The 22,176-nt window shown below is 51.7% G+C and carries 25 protein-coding genes; 16 read left to right on the top strand and 9 right to left on the bottom strand.

The features are described from left to right. Positions 1 to 12 precede the first annotated feature (12 nt). Positions 13 to 1,698 carry an aspartate:alanine antiporter gene (locus J4645_RS02980; RefSeq protein ID WP_001024853.1) on the bottom strand — a complete coding sequence of 562 codons (1,686 nt, stop codon included), beginning with the start codon at positions 1,696 to 1,698 and terminating at the stop codon, positions 13 to 15. Positions 1,699 to 1,968: 270 nt separating this feature from the next. Here J4645_RS02980 and J4645_RS02985 point away from each other — a divergent pair, with 270 nt between their 5' ends. Continuing rightward, positions 1,969 to 2,346, top strand: a complete 378-nt coding sequence (locus J4645_RS02985) for an inner membrane protein YbjM (RefSeq protein ID WP_000680850.1) — start codon at positions 1,969 to 1,971, stop codon at positions 2,344 to 2,346. A 31-nt stretch (positions 2,347 to 2,377) separates the two neighbouring features. Here the strand turns inward: J4645_RS02985 and J4645_RS02990 are convergent, their stop codons facing one another. Next, a complete protein-coding gene (locus tag J4645_RS02990) occupies positions 2,378 to 2,641 on the bottom strand; it encodes a GrxA family glutaredoxin (RefSeq protein WP_000495513.1) in 264 nt (87 codons plus the stop codon). A gap of 169 nt (positions 2,642 to 2,810) precedes the next feature. Between J4645_RS02990 and J4645_RS02995 the strand changes: the two genes are divergently transcribed. From J4645_RS02995 to J4645_RS03055, 13 genes are all read left to right on the top strand, one after another. Continuing rightward, positions 2,811 to 3,101, top strand: coding sequence for a YbjC family protein (locus tag J4645_RS02995; RefSeq protein WP_001259137.1), 291 nt, complete (start codon positions 2,811 to 2,813; stop codon positions 3,099 to 3,101). Then, positions 3,085 to 3,807 carry a nitroreductase NfsA gene (gene nfsA / locus J4645_RS03000; RefSeq protein ID WP_023215088.1) on the top strand — a complete coding sequence of 241 codons (723 nt, stop codon included), beginning with the start codon at positions 3,085 to 3,087 and terminating at the stop codon, positions 3,805 to 3,807. Before J4645_RS02995 ends, nfsA begins: the two co-directional genes overlap by 17 nt. Positions 3,808 to 3,864: 57 nt before the next feature. Further along, positions 3,865 to 4,767 carry a 30S ribosomal protein S6--L-glutamate ligase gene (gene rimK / locus J4645_RS03005; RefSeq protein ID WP_000684366.1) on the top strand — a complete coding sequence of 301 codons (903 nt, stop codon included), beginning with the start codon at positions 3,865 to 3,867 and terminating at the stop codon, positions 4,765 to 4,767. A 95-nt stretch (positions 4,768 to 4,862) separates the two neighbouring features. After that, complete coding sequence (locus tag J4645_RS03010; protein WP_000624810.1) at positions 4,863 to 5,339, top strand: YbjN domain-containing protein; 477 nt, start codon at positions 4,863 to 4,865, stop codon at positions 5,337 to 5,339. A 348-nt stretch (positions 5,340 to 5,687) separates the two neighbouring features. Next, on the top strand, positions 5,688 to 6,800 hold the full coding sequence (gene potF, locus J4645_RS03015; RefSeq protein ID WP_000125769.1) for a spermidine/putrescine ABC transporter substrate-binding protein PotF: 1,113 nt from the start codon (positions 5,688 to 5,690) through the stop codon (positions 6,798 to 6,800). Between the two features lie 87 nt (positions 6,801 to 6,887). Then, positions 6,888 to 8,021 carry a putrescine ABC transporter ATP-binding subunit PotG gene (potG, locus tag J4645_RS03020; RefSeq protein WP_001000698.1) on the top strand — a complete coding sequence of 378 codons (1,134 nt, stop codon included), beginning with the start codon at positions 6,888 to 6,890 and terminating at the stop codon, positions 8,019 to 8,021. 9 nt (positions 8,022 to 8,030) lie between these two features. Further along, complete coding sequence (gene potH / locus J4645_RS03025; protein ID WP_000105453.1) at positions 8,031 to 8,984, top strand: putrescine ABC transporter permease PotH; 954 nt, start codon at positions 8,031 to 8,033, stop codon at positions 8,982 to 8,984. After that, complete coding sequence (potI, locus tag J4645_RS03030; protein ID WP_001061629.1) at positions 8,981 to 9,826, top strand: putrescine ABC transporter permease PotI; 846 nt, start codon at positions 8,981 to 8,983, stop codon at positions 9,824 to 9,826. The genes potH and potI overlap by 4 nt, the downstream gene beginning before the upstream one ends. 73 nt (positions 9,827 to 9,899) lie before the next feature. After that, positions 9,900 to 10,373 carry a YbjO family protein gene (locus tag J4645_RS03035; RefSeq protein ID WP_000505788.1) on the top strand — a complete coding sequence of 158 codons (474 nt, stop codon included), beginning with the start codon at positions 9,900 to 9,902 and terminating at the stop codon, positions 10,371 to 10,373. Between the two features lie 42 nt (positions 10,374 to 10,415). Then, on the top strand, positions 10,416 to 11,543 hold the full coding sequence (rlmC, locus tag J4645_RS03040) for a 23S rRNA (uracil(747)-C(5))-methyltransferase RlmC (protein ID WP_001633252.1): 1,128 nt from the start codon (positions 10,416 to 10,418) through the stop codon (positions 11,541 to 11,543). A 294-nt stretch (positions 11,544 to 11,837) separates the two neighbouring features. Next, positions 11,838 to 13,181, top strand: a complete 1,344-nt coding sequence (locus J4645_RS03045; protein ID WP_000399318.1) for a PTS sugar transporter subunit IIC — start codon at positions 11,838 to 11,840, stop codon at positions 13,179 to 13,181. A gap of 29 nt (positions 13,182 to 13,210) precedes the next feature. After that, entirely contained in the window at positions 13,211 to 13,531 is a 321-nt protein-coding gene (locus J4645_RS03050) for a PTS sugar transporter subunit IIB (protein WP_000655399.1), read from the top strand. 9 nt (positions 13,532 to 13,540) lie between these two features. Then, entirely contained in the window at positions 13,541 to 15,028 is a 1,488-nt protein-coding gene (locus J4645_RS03055) for a sulfatase (RefSeq protein WP_208208932.1), read from the top strand. 206 nt (positions 15,029 to 15,234) lie between these two features. Here the strand turns inward: J4645_RS03055 and artJ are convergent, their stop codons facing one another. The 6 genes from artJ to J4645_RS03085 all read right to left on the bottom strand — a co-directional run bounded on the left by artJ (position 15,235) and on the right by J4645_RS03085 (position 19,815). Beyond that, on the bottom strand, positions 15,235 to 15,966 hold the full coding sequence (gene artJ / locus J4645_RS03060; protein WP_000737537.1) for an arginine ABC transporter substrate-binding protein ArtJ: 732 nt from the start codon (positions 15,964 to 15,966) through the stop codon (positions 15,235 to 15,237). A gap of 236 nt (positions 15,967 to 16,202) precedes the next feature. Continuing rightward, on the bottom strand, positions 16,203 to 16,871 hold the full coding sequence (artM, locus tag J4645_RS03065; protein ID WP_000895393.1) for an arginine ABC transporter permease ArtM: 669 nt from the start codon (positions 16,869 to 16,871) through the stop codon (positions 16,203 to 16,205). After that, positions 16,871 to 17,587: an arginine ABC transporter permease ArtQ gene (gene artQ, locus J4645_RS03070; RefSeq protein ID WP_001001677.1), complete on the bottom strand. Its 717-nt coding sequence runs from the start codon at positions 17,585 to 17,587 to the stop codon at positions 16,871 to 16,873. The genes artM and artQ overlap by 1 nt, the downstream gene beginning before the upstream one ends. Positions 17,588 to 17,593: 6 nt before the next feature. Continuing rightward, a complete protein-coding gene (gene artI / locus J4645_RS03075) occupies positions 17,594 to 18,325 on the bottom strand; it encodes an arginine ABC transporter substrate-binding protein ArtI (RefSeq protein WP_000756586.1) in 732 nt (243 codons plus the stop codon). A gap of 17 nt (positions 18,326 to 18,342) precedes the next feature. Beyond that, positions 18,343 to 19,071: an arginine ABC transporter ATP-binding protein ArtP gene (artP, locus tag J4645_RS03080; RefSeq protein ID WP_000027186.1), complete on the bottom strand. Its 729-nt coding sequence runs from the start codon at positions 19,069 to 19,071 to the stop codon at positions 18,343 to 18,345. Positions 19,072 to 19,299: 228 nt separating this feature from the next. Continuing rightward, on the bottom strand, positions 19,300 to 19,815 hold the full coding sequence (locus tag J4645_RS03085; protein WP_001270724.1) for a lipoprotein: 516 nt from the start codon (positions 19,813 to 19,815) through the stop codon (positions 19,300 to 19,302). Between the two features lie 127 nt (positions 19,816 to 19,942). On the opposite strand from J4645_RS03085, the gene J4645_RS03090 reads away from it, so the two are divergent. Both J4645_RS03090 and J4645_RS03095 read left to right on the top strand, forming a co-directional pair. Then, positions 19,943 to 20,266 carry a heavy metal-binding domain-containing protein gene (locus J4645_RS03090; protein ID WP_001160725.1) on the top strand — a complete coding sequence of 108 codons (324 nt, stop codon included), beginning with the start codon at positions 19,943 to 19,945 and terminating at the stop codon, positions 20,264 to 20,266. Beyond that, a complete protein-coding gene (locus J4645_RS03095) occupies positions 20,263 to 21,093 on the top strand; it encodes an N-acetylmuramoyl-L-alanine amidase (RefSeq protein ID WP_023215087.1) in 831 nt (276 codons plus the stop codon). Before J4645_RS03090 ends, J4645_RS03095 begins: the two co-directional genes overlap by 4 nt. Here the strand turns inward: J4645_RS03095 and J4645_RS03100 are convergent. Continuing rightward, complete coding sequence (locus J4645_RS03100) at positions 21,090 to 22,103, bottom strand: NAD(P)-dependent oxidoreductase (protein WP_000866907.1); 1,014 nt, start codon at positions 22,101 to 22,103, stop codon at positions 21,090 to 21,092. The genes J4645_RS03095 and J4645_RS03100 overlap by 4 nt on opposite strands. Positions 22,104 to 22,176: the final 73 nt, after the last annotated feature.

Raw genomic sequence — 22,176 nt, forward strand, 5'->3', positions numbered from 1 at the left:
CAAACTTCAGTTTTATCCTAACCCCGGCCAGATGATGACAATAAGCGTCCCCGCCAGCGTTAGCAGAACGTTGGCGATGGCGTAAGTCCCCGCATAACCCAGCGCTGGAATATTGCTGCGCGCCGTATCGCTAATGATTTCCATCGCCGGGGCGCAGGTACGCGCGCCCATCATGGCGCCAAACAGTAGCGCCCGGTTCATGCGCAGCACATAAGCGCCAAACAAGAAGCAGATCACCACCGGTACCAGGCTGACGACAAGCCCGGCGATCAGCATTTGTCCGCCGACCGCGCCCAGACCGTTGCTGATACCGCTGCCGGCGCTTAAACCAACGCCTGCCATAAATACCATCAAGCCGAATTCTTTCACCATGTTAAGCGCGCCCTGCGGAATATAACCAAAGGTAGGATGGTTAGCGCGCAGGAAACCGAGCATGATCCCGGCGAACAGCAATCCGGCCGCGTTGCCGATGCCGAAACTAAAATTGCTGAACTGGAAGGTAATCATCCCGATCATTAACCCGATGATAAAAAAAGCGCAGAAGGCGAGCAGGTCCGTCACCTGGCTATGGATCGAAATAAAACCAATGCGATCGGCGATGGTTTTTACGCGTCTGGCGTCGCCGCTCACCTGTAACACGTCGCCTTTATTCAGCACGACGTTATCGTCGATAGGCATTTCGATCTGGCTGCGGATGACGCGGTTAAGGAAGCAGCCATGATCGGTCAGCTTGAGCTGAGCGAGGCGGCGACCGACCGCATTGTGGTTTTTCACCACAATTTCTTCCGTTACGATGCGCATATCAAGCAGATCGCGATCAAACACTTCCTTACCATTACGGAAGCTGGGATCGAGCCTGGCGTGCGCGTCCGGATAGCCGACCAGCGCAATCTCATCGCCCATTTGCAGCACCGCATCGCCATCCGGGTTCGCCAGAATACCGTTACGGCGAATACGTTCGATATAGCAGCCTGTCTGACGGTAAATACCCAGCTCGCGCAGGTTTTTGCCGTCAGTCCAGGCCACCAACTCCGGGCCAACCCGATAGGCGCGGATAACCGGCAAATAAACCTTGCGATTAGCATCGGTATCCAGACCGCGCTCGCGAGCAATTTGCTGGGCGCTGGTTTGCAAATCCTGATGCTGTAGTTTAGGCAAGTAGCGCGCGCCCACGATCAGACTGACTAGCCCAATCAGATAGGTCAGGGCATAACCCAGGCTCAGATTATCAAGAGCGGAGGAGAGTTGCGTGCTGGCGATGCCGGAATGTCGCAGGGTATCGCCTGCGCCAACCAGCACGGGCGTGGAAGTCATTGAGCCGGCCAACATACCGGCCGTCAGGCCGATATCCCAGCCGAATAGCTTACCAAGGCCTAAGGCGATTAGCAGAGCGCTACCGACCATGACCAGGGCAAGCATCAGATAATTTTTACCGTCGCGAAAAAAAATCGAAAAAAAGTTGGGGCCAGCCTCGACGCCGACACAAAAAATAAACAGCATAAATCCCAGATTTAGCGCGTCGGTGTTAATACTAAAGTGTTGCTGCCCTAATAATAGAGAGACCACTAAAACGCCAATGGAATTACCAAGTTGGACTGAACCCAGACGTAACTTGCCAAGACACAGGCCAAGAGCCAGGACCACAAATAATAACAGGATGTAATTCCCATTTAACAAATCTGCGACGTTTATATTCACGGAGACTAACTTCTTGTTTACGAGTAAGCTGTTGAAAGAAATGGTAATTTACGCTACTGTTTTTATCATGAATTAAGGGTGCAATCGTATTGCATACAGCATCCAAATAAAAACAACACAACAATATATCCTGCTAGTTTAATCTTATTGCGTACTAACGGCTATAAGAATCGTGCAGGTGTGTTTTTGGCATGGAATGCCACATGACTTTATCTGACTGGATGCCTCACGGCGGAAAGCGTGTTCGATAGAGAGTGTCAGGAGGAACGATTGAAACATAAACACGGGTGGGCAAGCGTTGTCTGCTGCTTTGTACTCTTTATTGTGGTGTGTCTTTCATTAACTATGCATGTACAAGGCGCTTTTCGCGCGGCAGGGCATCCTGAGATTGGACTGTTATTTTTTACGTTACCTGGCGCGGTGGCCAGTTTTTGTTCTCACCGACGCGAGGTGATCCGACCGCTGATCGGGGCGATGCTGGCGGCGCCGTTTTGCCTGGTGTTAATGCGCGTGGTATTTATGCCTACCCGATCGTTTTGGCAAGAACTGGCGTGGTTATTTAGCGCCGTATTCTGGTGTGCGTTAGGCGCGCTCTGTTATTTGTTTATTAGCAGCCTGTTTAGCCACCGGCGAAAAAAACGCCGATAGCGCCCTCCGGTAGAGGGCGTTGCCAGAGCAATCAGGCGAAAAGATTCAGATTTTCTTTTGCCCATGCTTCAAAATCCGTACAGCCGCCGATATGTTTTTGATCGACAAAAATCTGCGGTACGGTTTCTACAGGTTTACCTACGGTTTTTTCCAAATCCGCTTTAGTAATGCCTTCAGCATGGATATCAATATAGCGGTAGTTGAAATCGTCGCGTTCTTTGCTCAGTTTTTCCGCCAACTCTTTTGCACGCACGCAATAAGGGCACCCTGGGCGGCCAAAAATAACAGTAAACATATCTCTCCTCGAACATAAAGCCAGACGGCGAACAGGTGTTATCATGCCGCGATTTACGGCAGATGAAAAGCAGGTTACGCCTGTTCCTTTGATAACCCAGGGCTATATCTGTTAAGCACGCCGGACCAGAACGTTCTACACTGTGCGTCAGTTAACCGGGAGGCTTGATATGCGCACGATTGGCGTGTTACCCAAAAGCGTACTGATACTGGAATACCTCGGTATGATTTTGCTGGCGCTTGCTCTGCTATCGCTTAATCATTACCTTACGCTGCCCGCGCCGTTCAATACGCCGCTGGCTGGCGTGTTGATGGTTTTCCTGGGCGTCGTGTTGATCCTCCCCGCCGCGGTGGCGATGATGTGGCGTATTGCGCAGTTACTGGCGCCGCAGTTGATGAAACGTCCACCCGACATTTCTTCCCGTTCAGATAGAGAAAAGCATAATGAGTCCGACCATTGAACTTCTTTGTGGCCATCGTTCTATTCGCCATTTCACCGATGAACCCGTGGCTGACGCGCAGCGAGAAGCCATTATTGCCGCCGCGCGCAGTACGTCCAGTTCCAGTTTTTTACAGTGCAGCTCTATTATCCGTATTACCGATCGGGCGCTGCGCGAGGCGTTAGTGCCCCTGACGGGCGGGCAAAAGCATGTGGCGCAGGCCGCTGAGTTCTGGGTATTTTGCGCCGATTTTAATCGTCATTTGCAGATCTGCCCTGACGCGCAGTTGGGGCTTGCCGAACAACTGCTGCTCGGTGTCGTCGATACGGCGATGATGGGGCAAAATGCGCTGACGGCGGCGGAATCACTGGGGTTAGGCGGCGTGTATATCGGCGGCATTCGTAACAATATTGAATCTGTTACCGAACTGTTAAAATTGCCGAAGCATGTATTGCCGCTCTTTGGCCTGTGTTTGGGATGGCCTGCGGATAATCCGGATCTGAAACCGCGCCTGCCTGCAGAGCTTGTGGTTCATGAGAACCAGTATCAACCGCTTGATGAAAAGCTGCTGGCGCGCTATGACGAGCAGTTGGCTGAGTATTATCTGACCCGAGGCAGTAATACGCGACGCGATACCTGGAGCGATCATATCCGTCGCACCCTGATTAAAGAAAATCGCCCATTTATCCTTGAATATTTGCATAAACAGGGCTGGGCGACGCGCTAAAACCTGCGGGCCAGTGTATGATACGCGGGCTTTTCAGGGTTTTCAGCGAGGTGCAGGGTGAAAATTGCCATATTGTCCAGGGATGGAACGCTCTATTCTTGCAAACGTCTGCGCGAAGCGGCGATGCGGCGCGGCCATCTGGTCGAGATACTCGATCCTCTTTCCTGCTATATGAATATTAATCCGGCTGCGTCGTCGATCCATTACAAGGGGCGTCGTCTGCCCCATTATGACGCCGTTATTCCCCGTATTGGTTCGGCCATTACCTTTTATGGTACCGCTGCGCTACGTCAGTTTGAGCTACTGGGTAGCTATCCGCTGAATGAATCCGTCGCCATTACCCGCGCGCGCGATAAGCTGCGATCGCTACAACTTCTGGCGCGCCAGGGGATCGATCTTCCCATTACCGGGATCGCCCATTCTCCGGATGACACCAGCGATCTTATTAAGATGGTTGGCGGGGCGCCGCTGGTCGTGAAGCTGGTAGAAGGCACGCAAGGGATCGGCGTGGTATTGGCGGAGACGCGTCAGGCTGCTGAAAGCGTTATTGATGCGTTTCGGGGGCTGAATGCCCATATTTTGGTTCAGGAATACATTGCCGAAGCTAAAGGATGCGATATTCGTTGTCTGGTCGTCGGCAATGAGGTTGTGGCGGCGATTGAGCGGTGCGCGAAAGCCGGTGATTTTCGCTCCAATCTTCATCGCGGCGGGGTGGCCAGCATCGCGACGATCACGCCCCGTGAACGGGATATCGCCATCAAAGCCGCACAGACGCTGGGGCTGGATGTGGCGGGTGTCGATATTTTACGCGCCGCGCGCGGGCCGCTGGTGATGGAGGTGAATGCCTCGCCGGGACTGGAAGGTATCGAAAAGACTACGGGCGTGGATATCGCGGGGCGAATGATTCAGTGGATAGAACGTCACGCTACGCCTGAATTTTGCCTTAAAATCGGCGGCTAATCGCAATCGTGGATTCCGCCGTAGTACGAAGCACGCTTTTTGCGTAAGCTGTGCCGGTAATTTTTCATCGTCATCGTAAGAGGTAGCACATTATTATGATATCACTGGTCGTTCCCACTCTGGATACGTTGCGTCAATGGCTCGACGACCTGGGCATGAATTTCTTCGAATGTGATACCTGCCAGGCGCTGCATTTGCCGCATATGCAGAATTTTGACGGCGTCTACGATGCTAAAATCGATTTGGTGGACAACACCATTCTTTTTTCCGCGATGGCGGAGGTCAGGCCTTCCGCGTTGCTGCCGCTGGCGGCCGATCTCTCTGCTATCAACGCCAGTTCGTTGACGGTAAAAGCCTTTCTCGATATGCAGGATGATAATCTGCCAAAACTGGTTGTGTGCCAGTCTTTATCCGTTATGCAAGGCGTCACCTACGAACAGTTCGAATGGTTTGTTCGCCAAAGTGAAGAGCAGATTTCTATGGTGATCCTTGAGGCCGGGGCGCATCAGCTTCTGTTTAACGCGGAAGAAGACGCGCAAAAAACCAGCGCGGTTGACCATTTTCTTCACTGATCCCTCCCGATAATCAGGCAGTCGCTGCCAGCGCGGCTGCTGTTTACGTTTTTTTATGCTGCAGTTAACCTTTATTTAAAGAATTATTCACCTCATTTCTGACCATTTCGCTTTATCACATAGACAAAACCTGCATAAAAAATTGATAAAAGGCGTTTTTTAATCTGGGCTATAGCCTCAAACCTTAGCTAAAGTTATTCTTGCGAAGCTTCTATAGCGAGCTTGATGGCAGGGAGGGCGACCTCTCTTCTTTATTTGTATCAAATGAAAAGGTATGCACATTTCAGGCATGTTTTAAACCACGCCTAATGGGTTCATTTGTTAACGGATTTCAGAAGGAAAGCGATGATGACCGCCTTAAAGAAAAAATGGCTATCGGGTCTGGTTGCGGGTGCTTTGATGGTCGTCTCTGTCGGCACGCTCGCTGCCGAACAAAAAACGCTGCACATTTATAACTGGTCAGATTATATCGCGCCGGACACGGTGGCGAACTTTGAAAAAGAGACCGGGATTAACGTTATCTATGATGTCTTTGACTCTAACGAAGTGCTGGAAGGCAAGTTAATGGCAGGCAGCACCGGGTTCGATCTGGTGGTGCCATCGGCCAGTTTTCTTGAGCGCCAGCTCACCGCGGGCGTTTTTCAGCCGCTGGATAAAAGCAAACTTCCCGGCTGGAAAAACCTCGATCCTGAACTGCTGAAACTGGTAGCGAAGCACGATCCTGACAACAAATACGCCATGCCCTACATGTGGGCCACGACGGGCATTGGCTATAACGTTGATAAAGTGAAAGCGGTGCTGGGGGATGATGCGCCAGTGAATAGCTGGGATTTAGTCCTCAAGCCAGAAAATCTGGAGAAGCTAAAAAGCTGCGGCGTCTCTTTCCTTGATGCGCCTGAAGAAATTTTTGCCACCGTGCTGAACTATCTGGGTAAAGATCCGAATAGCAGCAAAGCGGATGACTACACCGGCCCGGCAACCGATCTGTTGTTGAAGCTACGGCCAAACATTCGCTATTTCCACTCCTCGCAATACATTAACGATCTGGCTAATGGCGATACCTGTGTGGCCATCGGCTGGGCGGGCGATGTCTGGCAGGCCGCTAACCGGGCGAAAGAGGCGAAAAATGGCGTCAATATCTCTTTCTCGATTCCCAAAGAGGGGGCAATGGCGTTTTTTGATGTGTTTGCCATGCCGGCTGACGCCAAAAATAAAGACGAGGCCTACCAGTTCCTTAATTATCTGCTGCGCCCTGATGTGATTGCCCATATTTCCGATCACGTTTTCTACGCCAATGCGAATAAAGAGGCGACGGCGCTGGTCAGCCAGCAGGTGCGCGATAACCCGGGAATTTATCCGCCGGCGGATGTGCGGGCCAAGTTGTTTACCCTGAAAGTGCAGGAGCCGAAGATTGATCGCGTCCGCACCCGCGCATGGACGAAGGTGAAAAGCGGTAAGTAATTTATTAACGGTATGGCCTGATAAGCGTGCGCTATCGGGCATTCCACCGTTTGTATCGTTTGATTGTGTTATGCCGGAGAGCGCCTTGTGAATGATGTCCCCCACCGCCCGCAGGTGAAAACCCGTAAAGCGCTGACGCCGCTTCTGGAAATTCGCAACCTGACGAAGTCATTCGACGGGCAACATGCTGTCGATGATGTCAGTCTGACTATCTATAAAGGCGAGATTTTTGCCCTGCTGGGTGCGTCAGGTTGTGGAAAATCGACTCTGCTACGGATGCTGGCAGGTTTTGAACCGCCGAGCAGCGGGCAAATTATGCTCGACGGCGTCGATCTGGCGCATGTTCCGCCGTATCAGCGTCCGATTAATATGATGTTTCAGTCCTATGCGTTGTTTCCGCATATGACGGTAGAGCAGAACATCGCTTTTGGTCTGAAGCAGGACAAACTGCCAAAGGCGGAGATTACCAGCCGCGTCAATGAGATGCTGGGTCTGGTGCACATGCAGGAGTTTGCGAAACGTAAGCCGCATCAGCTTTCCGGCGGTCAGCGTCAGCGCGTGGCCCTGGCGCGCAGCCTGGCGAAACGTCCTAAGCTGCTCTTGTTGGATGAACCGATGGGCGCGCTGGATAAAAAATTACGCGACCGGATGCAGCTTGAAGTGGTGGATATCCTTGAGCGCGTCGGCGTGACCTGCGTCATGGTGACGCACGATCAGGAAGAAGCGATGACGATGGCGGGGCGCATTGCCATCATGAACCGTGGAAAATTTGTACAAATTGGCGAACCGGAGGAGATTTACGAGCATCCGACGACCCGCTACAGCGCCGAATTTATCGGATCGGTAAATGTTTTTGAGGGCTTACTGAAAGCGCGTGAAGAGGACGGTCTGGTCATTGACGCGCCCGGTTTGGTTCATCCGTTAAAAGTCGATGCAGATGCCTCTGTCGTTGATAATGTGCCGGTATATGTGGCGCTACGTCCGGAAAAAATCATGCTGTGTGAGTCGCCGCCTGCCGATGGCTATAATTTCGCCGTCGGCGAAGTGGCGCATATTGCGTATCTCGGCGATCTGTCTATTTATCATGTGCGGCTAAAAAGCGGGCAGATGATCAGCGCTCAACTGCAGAATGCGCACCGTTACCGGAAAGGGTTACCGACCTGGGGCGATGAAGTGCGTTTGTGCTGGGAAGCGGATAGCTGCGTGGTCCTGACGGTATAAGGGGGAAACATGAGCACACTTGAACCTCCGGCACGCATCAGTAAACCTGGCGGCGCGGCGCTATGGTTGGCGCGGATGCAAATGAAACATGGGCGTAAGCTGGTTATTGCTTTGCCTTATATCTGGCTCATTCTGCTGTTTTTACTGCCGTTTCTTATCGTCTTTAAGATAAGCCTGGCGGAAATGGCGAGGGCGATCCCGCCGTATACCGATCTGCTGGAATGGGCTGACGGTCAGTTGTCGATTACGCTCAATCTCGGCAATTTTTTGCAACTGACCGACGATCCGCTTTATTTCGAAGCCTATCTGCAATCGTTACAAATTGCCGGTATTTCCACCATCTGCTGCCTGCTGTTGGGCTACCCGCTGGCGTGGGCGGTGGCGCACAGCAAGCCCTCCACGCGCAATATCCTGCTGCTGTTGGTGATCCTGCCCTCGTGGACGTCTTTTTTAATACGCGTCTATGCCTGGATGGGCATTTTGAAAAACAACGGCGTGCTGAACAATGTGTTGCTGTGGCTAGGGGTTATCGATCAGCCGCTGACGATCCTGCACACTAACCTGGCCGTCTATATCGGCATTGTTTATGCTTATCTGCCGTTTATGGTTCTGCCCATTTATACCGCATTGACGCGCATTGATTATTCGCTGGTGGAAGCGTCGCTGGATCTCGGCGCCCGACCGCTGAAAACGTTTTTTAGCATCATTGTACCGCTCACCAAAGGCGGAATCATCGCCGGCTCGATGCTGGTTTTTATCCCGGCGGTGGGCGAGTTCGTGATCCCGGAACTGCTTGGCGGGCCGGACAGTATCATGATTGGTCGCGTTCTGTGGCAGGAGTTTTTCAATAACCGCGACTGGCCGGTGGCTTCTGCGGTCGCCATTATTATGTTGCTGCTGCTGATAGTACCGATCATGTGGTTCCATAAACATCAGCAAAAAAGTGTGGGGGAGCACGGATGAATAACTTACCGGTCGTTCGCTCGCCCTGGCGCATTCTGATTCTGGTGCTGGGGTTTACTTTTCTCTATGCGCCGATGTTAATGTTGGTGATTTACTCGTTTAACAGTTCGAAGCTGGTGACGGTGTGGGCGGGATGGTCGACGCGCTGGTATGGCGAGCTCTTTCGGGATACCGCCATGATGAGCGCAGTGGGCCTAAGCCTGACAATTGCCGCCTGCGCGGCGACGATGGCGGTGGTGCTCGGTACCATTGCCGCGGTGGTGATGGTGCGATTTGGACGGTTTCGCGGCGCAAACGGCTTTGCGTTTATGATCACCGCGCCGCTGGTGATGCCGGATGTGATTACCGGGCTGTCGCTGCTGCTGCTGTTTGTCGCGCTCGGTCATGCTATCGGCTGGCCCTCCGATCGCGGGATGCTGACCATCTGGTTGGCGCACGTCACTTTCTGTACCGCCTATGTGGCAGTGGTGATCGCTTCGCGATTACGCGAACTGGATCGTTCGATTGAAGAGGCGGCGATGGATCTTGGCGCGGCGCCGTTGAAGGTCTTTTTTGTCATTACGTTACCGATGATCATGCCAGCGGTGATCTCGGGCTGGCTGTTGGCCTTTACGCTTTCCCTTGACGATCTGGTGATTGCCAGCTTCGTTTCCGGTCCCGGCGCCACCACGCTACCGATGCTAGTTTTCTCCAGCGTGCGCATGGGCGTGAACCCGGAAATCAACGCGCTGGCGACGTTAATCCTCGGCGTGGTAGGAATCGTCGGATTTATTGCCTGGTACCTGATGGCGCGAGCGGAAAAACAGCGGATTCGCGATATCCAGCGTGCAAGACGCGGCTGAAGCCACTAAAATCTTCCACTATGGCAATGCGTTGCCGCGCGGGTCGCGGCATCATTTTCAGGGAAGACATTCATTGGGATTTATAAAGCAATCAACCTCATCACATGCCCGTTTAAATGTGCCTACGCTGGTGCAGGTTGCGGCTATGGCGATTATTTTGATTCGCGGTCTCGATGTGCTGATGATTATGAATACCCTCGGCATACGCGGGATGGGCGAGTTTATTCATCGCAGTGTACAGACGTGGAGCTTAACCCTTGTCTTTCTGGCAAGCTTAGTGCTGGTCTTTGTTGAAATTTATTGTGCGTTTTCGCTGGTGAAAGGCCGTAGCTGGGCGCGCTGGGTGTACCTGGCGACACAAATTATTGTGAGCGGATATCTGTGGGCGGCGTCGTTAGGCTACGGGTATCCGGAGTTGTTTAGCATCGCGGGAGAATCGAAGCGTGATATCCTGCATTCCCTGGTCATGCAAAAACTCCCCGATCTTTTAATTCTGTTTCTGCTGTTTATTCCCGCTCCCAGCCGTCGGTTCTTCCGGCTGCAATAATGTGTATAATCGTCGCCCCGGATAATATGAAGGTTTTTTGGTATGCAGTGCGCACTCTATGACGCGGGTCGCTGCCGTTCCTGTCAATGGATTACGCAGTCGGTTAATGAACAACTTTCCGCAAAAACAGCCGATTTACATCGTTTGCTGACCGGGCTGCCTGTTGAACAGTGGTGCGCGTCGATTGGCGGCCCGGAACAGCATTTCCGCAACAAAGCGAAAATGGTCGTGAGCGGTAGTGTAGAAAAACCGCTCTTCGGGATGCTGCATCGCGACGGTACGCCAGTCGATCTTTGCGGCTGCCCGCTGTATCCCGCCTCCTTTGCCCCCGTATTCAGCGCGCTAAAACCTTTTATTGCCCGTGCCGGACTCACGCCTTATAACGTGGCGCGAAAACGTGGCGAACTGAAATACCTGTTGCTGACGGAAAGTCAGTTCGATGGCGGCATGATGCTACGCTTCGTGTTGCGTTCAGAAACCAAACTTACGCAACTTCGCGCAGCGTTACCGTGGCTGCGTGCGCAACTGCCGCAGCTCAGGGTGATCACCGCAAATATTCAGCCGGTACATATGGCGATTATGGAAGGGGAGACGGAAATCTATCTGACGGATCAGCAGGCGCTGGCGGAACGTTTTAACGATGTGCCGCTGTGGATTCGTCCGCAAAGTTTCTTTCAGACCAACCCTACGGTCGCCAGCCGATTATATGCAACGGCGCGCGATTGGGTAGGGCAACTGCCGGTACGCCATATGTGGGATCTTTTTTGCGGAGTGGGCGGATTCGGCCTGCACTGCGCGACGCCGCAGATGCAATTAACCGGTATTGAGATCGCGCCGGAGGCGATTGCCTGCGCGAAGCAATCCGCTGCCGAGCTGGGATTGACCCGCCTTCATTTCCAGGCGTTGGATTCCACCCAATTCGCCACCGCACAAGGCGAAACGCCCGACCTGGTGTTGGTGAATCCTCCCCGCCGTGGCATTGGCAAGCCGTTGTGCGATTACCTTGCACAAATGGCGCCGCGTTTTATTATTTATTCAAGCTGTAACGCGCAGACGATGGCGCAGGATATTCGCCATCTGCCGAACTACCGTATTCAACGTGTTCAGCTTTTCGATATGTTCCCGCATACCGCGCATTATGAAGTGTTAACATTGCTTTGCAGGCTGTAGCGCCAAAAGCCAGACATACAAAATATCTATATTAACTGTCTAATTATCCATAAATAATAATAACCATGATCGATCGATAAAAAACTCCGATCGATCATGGTTATATATTATCCTATTTTTGCAAATCAAATCACAAATAATCACTTTAAATCTTTTAATGACTAATTTTGATTATTACAGTGCGTGTAAGGCAAAATTAGACAAGGTGGTTTATCGGGTAAATTTCAATAGCATCAGCGAAGCAATACGTAACGTCAGTAAAGGGGTCAATCATGACAACGAATAGGCACGCTTATGGAGGGCGTTCAGACGATGTTTGCCAAATTTATAGATGTTATTCAAACGTTTTTAACTGAACCGGCGATATTAATTGGGATATTAGTCGGTGTTGGCTATGCGCTGGATAAAAAGACGCCTATAAAAATTATCACCGGTATGATCAGCGCGATGGTCGGTTTGATGATGGTGTTATTTGGCGGCTTTCAATTTTCAGCCACTTTTAAACCGGTTGCAGAGGCAGTCAGCAAGGCTTATGGCGTGCATGGATACTTAATGGATTCATACGCCATGAAAGCCGCGACGCAAATAGCGCTGGGCGATAATTTTGGCTATGTAGGATACGTTTTTGTACTGGCGTTTTTTACTAACCTGATATTAGTTTTATTTGGTCGTTATACTGGCGCAAAAGGTATATTTCTTACCGGTAATACCGGGGTCTCACATTCACAGGCGGTACTGTGGTTAATTGTCTTCTGGCTGGGGTTCGGTTGGGTACAATCCATTGTGATTGCCGGGGTATTGACCGGGGTCTTTTGGGCGTTTTCAACCACGCTTATTGTTAAACCCATCGCCAAAGTGACCAATAACGCCGGTTTTACCATCGCGCATAACCAGATGTTGGGACTGTGGTTTTTCTCGAAATTCGCGCATAAATTCGGCGATCCGGAAAAGCATGACGCCGAAAACCTGAAACTTCCCGGTTGGTTAGCCATTTTTAACCACAACGTGACGGCAATCGCCATTGTGATGACGCTCTTCGTTGGCGGTTTTTTATTGGCGACAGGAATCGATAACGTACAGTTAATGGCGAAAGGCAAACCCTGGTATATCTATATCATCAATCTGGGCCTGCAATTCTCTATGTATATGGTCATCTTGCTGCAGGGCGTGCGGATGATGGTAGGCGAAATTAACGGTTCGTTTAAAGGATGGCAGGATCGCTTTATTCCTAACGCTATACCGGCTGTGGATGTTGCTGCTTTATTACCTTTTTCGCCGAACGCGGCCACGCTGGGATTCGTCTTTTGTACCTTCGGCACGATTTTTTCCATGGGCATTCTGCTGCTCATCCATAGCCCTATTATGGTATTGCCTGGTTTTGTTCCGCTCTTCTTTTCCGGCGGTCCCATCGGCGTATTAGCCAACCGAATGGGGGGATATCGTTCCGTTATTATTTGTACTTTCCTGTTAGGGATTATTCAGACTTTCGGTACGGTATGGGCCATTCCTTTAACCGGGCTGGCAAAAGAAGGTGTGGGCTGGACGGGAATATTTGACTGGGCGACTCTGTGGCCTGCGATTTGTGAATTACTGAAATTTATTGCTTCAACGTTCCATCTTGGTCCTTATTCCATTTAATTGATTCGGTTTATATAAAGGATTTTATTATGAAAGATTCTGTAAATATTTTATTCGTATGCGGTTATGGTGTAGGCAGTAGCGTAATGTTACAGACTGTGGTTAAAAAAGCGTTAGCAAAATATGACTTCTCTTTTGATATGGAGCATACGGCAGCGGGAGAGGTCGGTGGATTTACCGACTGGGCAGATATTTATGCGATTTCAAAAAAATTGCTTGATGTCGTTAGCCTCGATCCTAAACACGGACAATATCTCATTCCCATTGAAAATATCATGGATGGCGAATCAATAGGTAAACAGATTTACGATGTGGTAGAGAAAAATTTTCCGCACCTGCTCAACAAATGAGGCTGAGTCATGAAAGCGATTATTCTGCTGTTTGACAGTCTGAATAAAAACTATTTGCCGCCCTATGGCGATTTGCTAACGAAAGCGCCTAACTTTCAACGCCTGGCGGCACATGCCGCCACCTTTGACAATAGTTATGTCGGCAGTATGCCCTGTATGCCAGCCCGTCGGGAACTGCACACCGGGCGCTATAATTTCCTGCATCGTGAGTGGGGGCCGCTGGAACCCTTTAATGATTCCATGCCGGAATTATTGAAAAAAGCGGGGATCTACACCCATCTTATCAGCGATCATTTGCATTACTGGGAAGACGGCGGCGGTAACTACCATAACCGCTATAGCTCCTGGGACGTAGTACGCGGTCAGGAGGGCGATCACTGGAAGGCAAGTGTTGGCGAGCCGCCCATTCCGGAAGTACTGCGCGTTCCACAAAAACAAACCGGAGGCGGCGTTTCCGGGCTATGGCGTCATGACTGGGCGAACCGCGAATACATCCAGCAGGAAGCCGATTTTCCCCAGACGAAAGTTTTTGACGCCGGGTGCGATTTTATCCATAAAAATCATGCCGAAGATAACTGGTTATTGCAGGTTGAGACGTTCGATCCGCATGAACCGTTTTATACCACCGAGGAATATTTATCGCTCTATGACGATGAGTGGCAAGGCCCGCATTATGACTGGCCGCGCGGCAAAGTCAGTGAAAGCGAGGAGGCGATAGCGCATATTCGCTGTCGTTATCGGGCCCTGGTTTCCATGTGCGACCGCAATCTTGGACGTATCCTTGATCTGATGGGTGAACACGATCTCTGGCGCGATACGATGCTGATTGTCGGTACCGATCACGGCTTCTTGCTGGGGGAGCACGGTTGGTGGGCTAAAAATCAAATGCCCTATTATAACGAGGTGGCGAATAACCCGCTGTTTATCTGGGACCCGCGCAGCGCGGTATGCGGAGCGCGACGGCAGTCGCTGGTGCAGATGATTGACTGGGCGCCAACGCTACTGGATTATTTTCAACAACCTATTCCCGCAGATATGCAGGGCCAACCGCTGGCGAAAGTCATTGCCAGTGATGAACCCGTCAGGGAAGGCGCGCTGTTTGGCGTGTTTAGCGGACATGTTAATGTTACCGACGGACGGTATGTTTATATGCGGGCCGCGCAGCCGGGGCGTGAGCATGACATTGCGAACTACACGTTAATGCCGATCAAGATGAATGCGCGTTATGACGTGGATGAACTGGGAAAATTATCTCTGGCGCCTCCGTTTAAATTCACTAAAGGGCTTCAGGTATTACGTATTCCGGCCAGGGAAAAATATAAAGGTGTGAATAGCTTTGGTCATCTCTTGTTTGATCTCAGAGACGATCCGCAGCAGCAACATCCTATTCATGATGAGGCCATCGAAGCAAGGATGATCAACTTACTTATCCGTTTGATGAAAGAAAATGATGCTCCGGCGGAGCAGTATCGCCGTCTGGGTCTGGATGTTATCTAAAAACGTAACAATGTTATAAGCCGGGTACGCGTCAGCGTCACCCGGCAAGTATTAGTCCGAATCGCCTGTTGATGCAGGCGTTTGAGACTGATGACAAACTGTAGAATGCTCAATGGCGTTGCGCTTATCAGGCCAGGATGATTTCGTGGTCTGAATAAGGTATTTATACTGCCATTTCGCAACACGGTGGGCTAATCACATACGTCTTACTGCGGGAACCACTGATCGCTGATTTTCTGATAAGTGCCGTCCGCTTTAATGGCGGCCAGCGCATCATTCAGTTTTTCCAGCAACGCCTTATTGTCCGGGCGCACCGCGATGCCAAGTCCGGTACCGAAGTATTGCGGATCGGTCACTTTCTCTGTTGCCGGACCCAGTTGCGGATTCGTTTTCAGCCACTCATTGACCACTGCGGTATCGCCAAAGACGCCGTCAATACGGCCATTTTTCAGGTCGATAATCGCATTCTGGTAGCTGTCGTAGGCCACGGTTTTGACCTCCGGATGTTTATCCTGGAGATATTTTTGATGCGTGGTGCCATTTTCCATACCGATACGCTTACCTTTTAGATCGGTAAAGGTTTTATAGGTGTCTTTTTTGGCAATCACCAGCGCGGAGTTCGCATAATAGGGATTGCTAAAGGCGACCTGCTTACTGCGCTCCGGGGTAATGTCCATTCCGGAAATGACGGCATCATATTTTCTGAATTTCAGCGCCGGGATAAGACTATCGAAAGCATGATTGGTAAAAGTACATTCTGCCTGCATTTGCTTGCATAATGCGGTTGCCAGATCGATATCGAAGCCCACAATTTTATTACTCGCATCCAGGGATTCAAACGGGGGATAGGTGGCGGAAACCCCGAAATTGATTTTTTCAGCGGCGATGCTGCCAGTGGCGAAAGAGGCGAGTAATGCGGCCAGAACTAACTTTTTCATGATGTCACTCCCGTAATCTTATGATTATGCGCCGTGTCTGCGGCATAGATTTACAATGCCATTAATTGAATTTGTATGCAATAAAAATGATTAAATATTTTAAAATGGATAAAAAAAGACGGACAAGTTAACCACTTGTCCGTCGGGTTTATTCAATATTATGCATCGTAGGCTTGATAAGCGCAGCGCCATCTGACCATTGTCGAACGGCGGCGAGAATGCCTTATCCTGCCTGGTTAATTGCGCCGCTCAAACGCCAGGGCTTTACGCTCAATCAAACGCATCATCAGCGTCAATAGACCGTTGACGACCAGATAAATTACGCCTGCCGCACCAAATACCATCACATCGTAGGTACGACCATAGAGCAACTGACTGTACCCCATGACCTCCATCAAGGTGATGGTATAGGCCAGAGAGGTACTTTTGAAGACCAGTACTACCTCATTAGAATAGGAGGAGAGGGCGCGTTTAAACGCATAGGGCAACAAAATCGCCAGCGTATCTTTCTTACTCATCCCCAGCGCGCCGCAGGACTGCCACTGACCTTCCGGAATCGCGCGAATCGCGCCATAAAATAGCTGCGTGGTATAAGCGGCGCTGTTTAGCGACAACGCGATCAGTGCGCACAGCCACGGTTCAGACAGTAGATGCCAGAGTAGCGGATACTCTTGCAGTGTCGGGAATTGACCGGGTCCGTAGTAGATCAGGAAAATTTGCACCAACAACGGCGTACCGGTAAACAACGTGATATAGCCGCGCACCAGCCACACCACGAACGGCGTTTTTAGCGTCAGGATAATGGTAAAAACTAACGCCAGCACCAAAGCGACGGCAATAGAAGCCACGGTCAGCGTCAGGCTGGTGTGTAGCCCTTTTAGCAGTTCAGGTAAGTACTCAAGCATTAGTCTGGCCTCCGCTCAAAACGTGTCGCGCGCAGGTCTATGCGTTTGAGAATGTACTGACTGATCAGCGTAATGACCAGGTAAATAGCCGCCGCAATAATGTACCAGTTAAACGGTTCCTGGGTGCGTGTGGCAATACTTTTGGTCTGTAACATCAGATCGTTAACGCTGATAAGGCTGACCAGAGCCGTATCTTTTAGCAACACCAGCCACTGATTACCCAGCCCTGGCAGGGCGTGACGCCACATCTGCGGCATCACCAGACGGAAAAAAATCGCCGTCTTTGATAATCCCAGTGCCTGACCCGACTCCCACTGACCAGACGGAACGGCTTTCAGCGCGCCGCGTAGCGTCTGCGACGCATAGGCCGCATACAGCAGGGACAACGCAATCACGCCGCACAGGAACGGACTGACGTCAAAGTTCTCAATCTCCATTTGCACCGGGATCTGCGTAAAGCCGAGATGGAGGGTAAACCCGTCAGACAGCGTAAGCAGGAGTTGCGAGGAGCCGAAATAGATAAACAGCACCACCAGAATTTCCGGCAGGCCGCGTAAAATAGTGACCAGCGCGGAGCCTATCCAGGCAATCGGGCGCCATTTTACGGACTCCCAGACGGCAAAGAACATGGCTAACGCGAGGCCAATGATCAGCGCGCAGACGGCAAGGCCGACGGTCATCCCGGCGGCGCTTGCTAAAGGAAAAAATTCGTTCATCAAAGATTACTTCTGGAACCATTTGTTATAGATGGTCTCGTAAGTCCCATCTTTCTTCACTTTTTCCAGCGCAGTATTGAATTTCTGCTGCAGCTCGGTGTTGCCCTGACGTACCGCGATACCCAGGCCGGTGCCGAAATAATCTTTATCGGTGACTTTATCGCCGACCGGTGCCAGCTTAGGATTGGCTTTCAGCCATTCGGTCACGACCGCCGTGTCGCCGAAAACAGCGTCGATACGGCCATTTTGTAGATCCAGCTTCGCGTTCTGATAGCTGTCATACGGTACGGTGGTGATTTCCGGATGCTTATCCATGATGAATTTCTGGTGCGTCGTACCGTTCTGTACGCCGACTTTCTTGCCTTTCAGTTGATCGACGCTGGTGTATTTGCCCTGCTGACCCACGAACAGCGCGGAGTTGTCGTAATATGGCGTGGTAAACAGCACCTGCTTTTCACGTTCCGGCGTGATATCCATTCCCGCCATTACAGCGTCGAAGCGGCGGAATTTCAGGCTGGGGATCAGGCTGTCGAACGCCTGATTGGTAAAGGTACAGGAGGCGTCGATCTCTTTACATAGCGCGTTGGCCAGGTCGACGTCAAAGCCGACAATCTTGTTATTAGCATCCATCGATTCGAACGGCGGATAGGACGCTTCGGTCGCAAAACGAATGGTCTGGGCTGCTGTAGCGGAAAGGCTAAAGCCTGCAATTAGCGCGGCAATCAGAACTTTTTTCATTGTCATTGTCCCGAATCTTAGTGAGAGAGATAGTTTTTGAACGCTTCGGTCTGAGGGTGGGCAAAGCAACCCGCATCACCGTGCTCGACGATGTGACCATTTTCCATATAAATCACACGACTGGCGGTCTTACGCGCCACTTCGACTTCATGCGTAACGATCACCTGAGTAATGTTCGTTTCCGCCAGCTCATGAATAATACTGACGATTTGAGCGGTAATTTCCGGGTCCAGCGCGGCGGTCGGTTCATCAAACAGCAGCACCTGCGGCTCCATCATCAGCGCGCGGGCAATCGCGACGCGCTGCTGCTGACCGCCGGAAAGGTGCAACGGATAACGATCGCTATATGGCTTCAGACGTAGACGCTCCAGCAGCTTTTCTGCGCGCGCCAGCGCCTGATCTTTTGTCAGACCCAGTACGCGGCAGGGCGCTTCAATCAGATTCTGCACAACGGTGAGATGCGGCCAAAGATTATATTGCTGAAAGACCATTCCGACATTTTGACGTAGCTCACGAATCGCCTTATCGGACGGCGTTTTCGTAAAATCAAAATGGTTCCCGGCGATAGTCAGAGTGCCGGAGCGCGGCATCTCAAGCAGATTGAGTACACGCAGCAGCGAACTTTTACCCGCCCCGCTTGGGCCAAGCAACACCAGCGTTTCGCCTTCGGGGCAATCCAGCGTGATATCGAACAGCGCCTGATGCGCGCCGTAAAAGCAATTAATGCCGTTTAATTGAATACTCATTGACACTCGTATACAGGCAGTCTGATAGCTATTGAAGCCGCAGATAGTACCTTTCGCAGAATAGTTATGCAATATTTATGCGTTAAAAGTTAAATATATCCCACATTCTTCCCTAAACATAGCACAAAATAGCAGGAGGAATAGTAGGTAAGAAGAATTGTCGGCATCCCGGGCAGAATGCCAGACAATTTACGGGGTTATGGGTGCAAAAGCGGGGAATACTGGCTGTTAACGGTTTTCTATCGACTGGCGCAGCGTACCGGCAGGGGCATGGACATCTCCGCCCAGATAGCGAACGTCGTCAATCACCCAGCATGAGCCTTCGTGAATCATAAGCACTTCATCCTGCCAGCTTTGATCGCCCTGTTTTAACGCCACCCGCAGAGGAATGTTGCGCGCATCTCGGTTCGGAATGGTTGATGCGCTGGCGACGTTGGCGCTATCCGGCAGCGTAGCGCGGCTGGAGAACAGATCGCCGCTCATCAACTGGCGGTGCTCCGTATCGCGGCTGGCGTCGGTCAACAATTTCGCCAGGTTATCACTCAAGTAGGGGCGAAGCGCGGCGATATCATTGCTGTGGTGTTGAATACGGTAGTCGTAAAATTGTTGAGCCACGCTGTCCGGGCCGCCTTCCACACACGCGCCGATACGCGGGCCATTATCTTTGTAGGCGGGAGTGACGGTCGTACAGGCGCTAAGCAGAAGCGCGCACGGGATGAGCAAAGAGAGTTTAGAATAGCGCATGATGATTTCCTTATAGGCGATCGAGCAAAAACCGATCTACGATAATCAATTATATCCTTTCAATGATAGCGTATCAGCTTGATAATGCGTTTGAGATCGTGTGCTTAGCTAACCCGGGAGATTCACTATGCAGTTTTCAACAACCCCAACGCTGGAAGGACAAAGCATCGTGGAGTATTGCGGTGTGGTGACGGGCGAAGCCATTTTAGGCGCCAATATTTTCCGCGATTTTTTCGCCGGCATTCGGGATATCGTCGGCGGACGTTCCGGCGCGTATGAGAAAGAGCTGCGTAAAGCGCGTGAAATCGCTTTCCAGGAACTTGGCGAGCAGGCTAAAGCGTTGGGCGCCGATGCGGTGGTAGGCATCGATATTGATTACGAAACTGTCGGCAAGGATGGCAGTATGCTGATGGTCAGCGTCAGCGGAACGGCGGTGAAAACGCGCCGATGAGAGCGCTACTGTGGCTGGTGGGTCTCGCGTTGCTGTTAACAGGCTGCGCGAGCGAAAAAGGAATTATCGATAAAGAGGGATATCAGCTTGATACCCGACATCGGGCGCAGGCGGCCTATCCGCGCATTAAAGTTCTGGTGATTCACTATACGGCGGAAAACTTTGACGTTTCGCTGGCGACGTTAACGGGTCGCAACGTCAGTTCGCATTACCTGATTCCCGCAACCCCGCCATTATATGGCGGTAAACCGCGCATCTGGCAACTGGTGCCGGAACAGGATCAGGCCTGGCATGCGGGCGCCAGTTTCTGGCGAGGCGCCACGCGTCTCAATGATACGTCTATTGGCATTGAGCTGGAAAATCGCGGCTGGCGAATGTCCGGCGGGGTGAAATCTTTCGCGCCGTTTGAATCCGCGCAAATTCAGGCATTGATTCCGTTAGCGAAGGACATTATCGCGCGCTATGACATCAAACCGCAGAATGTGGTGGCCCATGCGGATATCGCGCCGCAGCGTAAAGACGATCCCGGCCCGCGCTTCCCGTGGCGCGAGCTGGCGGCGCAGGGGATTGGCGCCTGGCCTGACGCCCAGCGTGTGGCGTTTTATCTGGCTGGACGCGCGCCGTATACGCCAGTCGATACCGCAACGGTGCTTGCGTTACTCTCGCGCTATGGTTATGAAGTCAAAGCCGATATGACGACACGCGAGCAGCAGCGGGTGATTATGGCGTTCCAGATGCACTTCCGTCCGGCGCAATGGAACGGTATCGCAGATGCCGAAACGCAGGCGATTGCCGAAGCATTACTGGAGAAGTACGGCCAGGATTAACGCGGTAAATTTCCGTGATCGCGTAGCCAGGCGGCGGTGCGTTCAATGCCTTCGTCCAGCGTGACGATGGGCTGGTAGCCCAGCTCTTCCTGCGCGCGAGTCGTATCGAGCGTAAAATCAAAATTCAGTTTTGACACGCCGTAATGCGTTAGCGGGGGCTCTTTGGCGGATTTTTTGCCGAAGCGCTCCATACTGCGGGCGATCATATCCAGCATCGGGTAAGGCACAGAGCGAATGCGGCAGTCGATAGTCAGTTCATCTATTAACTTTTGTACGATGCTGCGTAAGGTGCGGTTTTCGCCGTTAGTGATGTTATAAGCGCGGCCAGAAGGCAGATGATCGCAGCCCGGCTGGCTGGCCAGCCACATGGCGTGGATCGCATTTTCATAGTAGGTCATATCGACCAGCGCGCTGCCCCCGTGCGGTAATAAGACGCTACCGTAATGGTGCATCATATGCGCCAGACGTGGGATAAATACTTTATCGTGCGGGCCAAACAGGCTTTGCGGACGCAACACCGTAAAACGTGTTTGCGGATTAGCCTGCGCCAGCAGATTAATCACCTCTTCACCGGCGGCTTTACTGCGGGCGAACTCATTGGCAAACCGATGCGGACGGAAATCTTCTTTGATATCACGGTGATGGTGGTAATCAAAATAGAGTGAGGGAGAGGAGATATGAATAAAATTGCGCACGCCCCAGGCGACCGCCCATTCTCCCAGGCGGCGGGTGGCGCGAACATTCGCCAGATCGAAAGCTTGTTGGGTTCCCCAGGGCGAGGTAAAGCTGGAGCAGTGCCACAACGTGTCGATCCCGGCGAGCATCACTTTAGCCTGCGAGGAGACCAGTTCGGTTAAATCCGCATGGACGAACTCCGCGCCCATTTTTTCAAGCAGCTTGCCCATCGCTTCATTGCGACCCGTCGCTCTGACGCTGATGCCTTTATTGCGCAAAAATTCAACCGCGTTTCGACCTAAGCCGCTGGTGGCGCCGGTAACCAGTACCTTCATATCAATCCACTGTGTTTAATAAACCGTCGTGCGCATTCTTCCGTGAATTACGTCGGTATGCAATGGGTGCAGT

The sequence above is a fragment of the Salmonella sp. 32082101201600294FB01SM01 genome, assembly GCF_017572865.1.
Taxonomy (GTDB): domain Bacteria; phylum Pseudomonadota; class Gammaproteobacteria; order Enterobacterales; family Enterobacteriaceae; genus Salmonella; species Salmonella enterica.

Bases quoted from the DNA above. Each gene is read 5' to 3' on its own strand.
- J4645_RS03010 (WP_000624810.1), top strand. From the start codon at position 4,863: ATGATATCACTGGTCGTTCCCACTCTGGATACGTTGCGTCAATGGCTC.
- J4645_RS03050 (WP_000655399.1), top strand. From the start codon at position 13,211: ATGAAAGATTCTGTAAATATTTTATTCGTATGCGGTTATGGTGTAGGC.
- artP (WP_000027186.1), bottom strand. From the start codon at position 19,071: ATGAGTATTCAATTAAACGGCATTAATTGCTTTTACGGCGCGCATCAG.
- potH (WP_000105453.1), top strand. From the start codon at position 8,031: ATGAGCACACTTGAACCTCCGGCACGCATCAGTAAACCTGGCGGCGCG.
- artQ (WP_001001677.1), bottom strand. From the start codon at position 17,587: ATGAACGAATTTTTTCCTTTAGCAAGCGCCGCCGGGATGACCGTCGGC.
- artJ (WP_000737537.1), bottom strand. From the start codon at position 15,966: ATGAAAAAGTTAGTTCTGGCCGCATTACTCGCCTCTTTCGCCACTGGC.
- J4645_RS03100 (WP_000866907.1), bottom strand. From the start codon at position 22,103: ATGAAGGTACTGGTTACCGGCGCCACCAGCGGCTTAGGTCGAAACGCG.
- J4645_RS03085 (WP_001270724.1), bottom strand. From the start codon at position 19,815: ATGCGCTATTCTAAACTCTCTTTGCTCATCCCGTGCGCGCTTCTGCTT.
- rlmC (WP_001633252.1), top strand. From the start codon at position 10,416: ATGCAGTGCGCACTCTATGACGCGGGTCGCTGCCGTTCCTGTCAATGG.
- artM (WP_000895393.1), bottom strand. From the start codon at position 16,871: ATGCTTGAGTACTTACCTGAACTGCTAAAAGGGCTACACACCAGCCTG.
- J4645_RS03055 (WP_208208932.1), top strand. From the start codon at position 13,541: ATGAAAGCGATTATTCTGCTGTTTGACAGTCTGAATAAAAACTATTTG.
- J4645_RS02995 (WP_001259137.1), top strand. From the start codon at position 2,811: ATGCGCACGATTGGCGTGTTACCCAAAAGCGTACTGATACTGGAATAC.
- J4645_RS03095 (WP_023215087.1), top strand. From the start codon at position 20,263: ATGAGAGCGCTACTGTGGCTGGTGGGTCTCGCGTTGCTGTTAACAGGC.
- potF (WP_000125769.1), top strand. From the start codon at position 5,688: ATGACCGCCTTAAAGAAAAAATGGCTATCGGGTCTGGTTGCGGGTGCT.
- J4645_RS03045 (WP_000399318.1), top strand. From the start codon at position 11,838: ATGGAGGGCGTTCAGACGATGTTTGCCAAATTTATAGATGTTATTCAA.
- potI (WP_001061629.1), top strand. From the start codon at position 8,981: ATGAATAACTTACCGGTCGTTCGCTCGCCCTGGCGCATTCTGATTCTG.
- J4645_RS03090 (WP_001160725.1), top strand. From the start codon at position 19,943: ATGCAGTTTTCAACAACCCCAACGCTGGAAGGACAAAGCATCGTGGAG.
- artI (WP_000756586.1), bottom strand. From the start codon at position 18,325: ATGAAAAAAGTTCTGATTGCCGCGCTAATTGCAGGCTTTAGCCTTTCC.
- nfsA (WP_023215088.1), top strand. From the start codon at position 3,085: ATGAGTCCGACCATTGAACTTCTTTGTGGCCATCGTTCTATTCGCCAT.
- J4645_RS02990 (WP_000495513.1), bottom strand. From the start codon at position 2,641: ATGTTTACTGTTATTTTTGGCCGCCCAGGGTGCCCTTATTGCGTGCGT.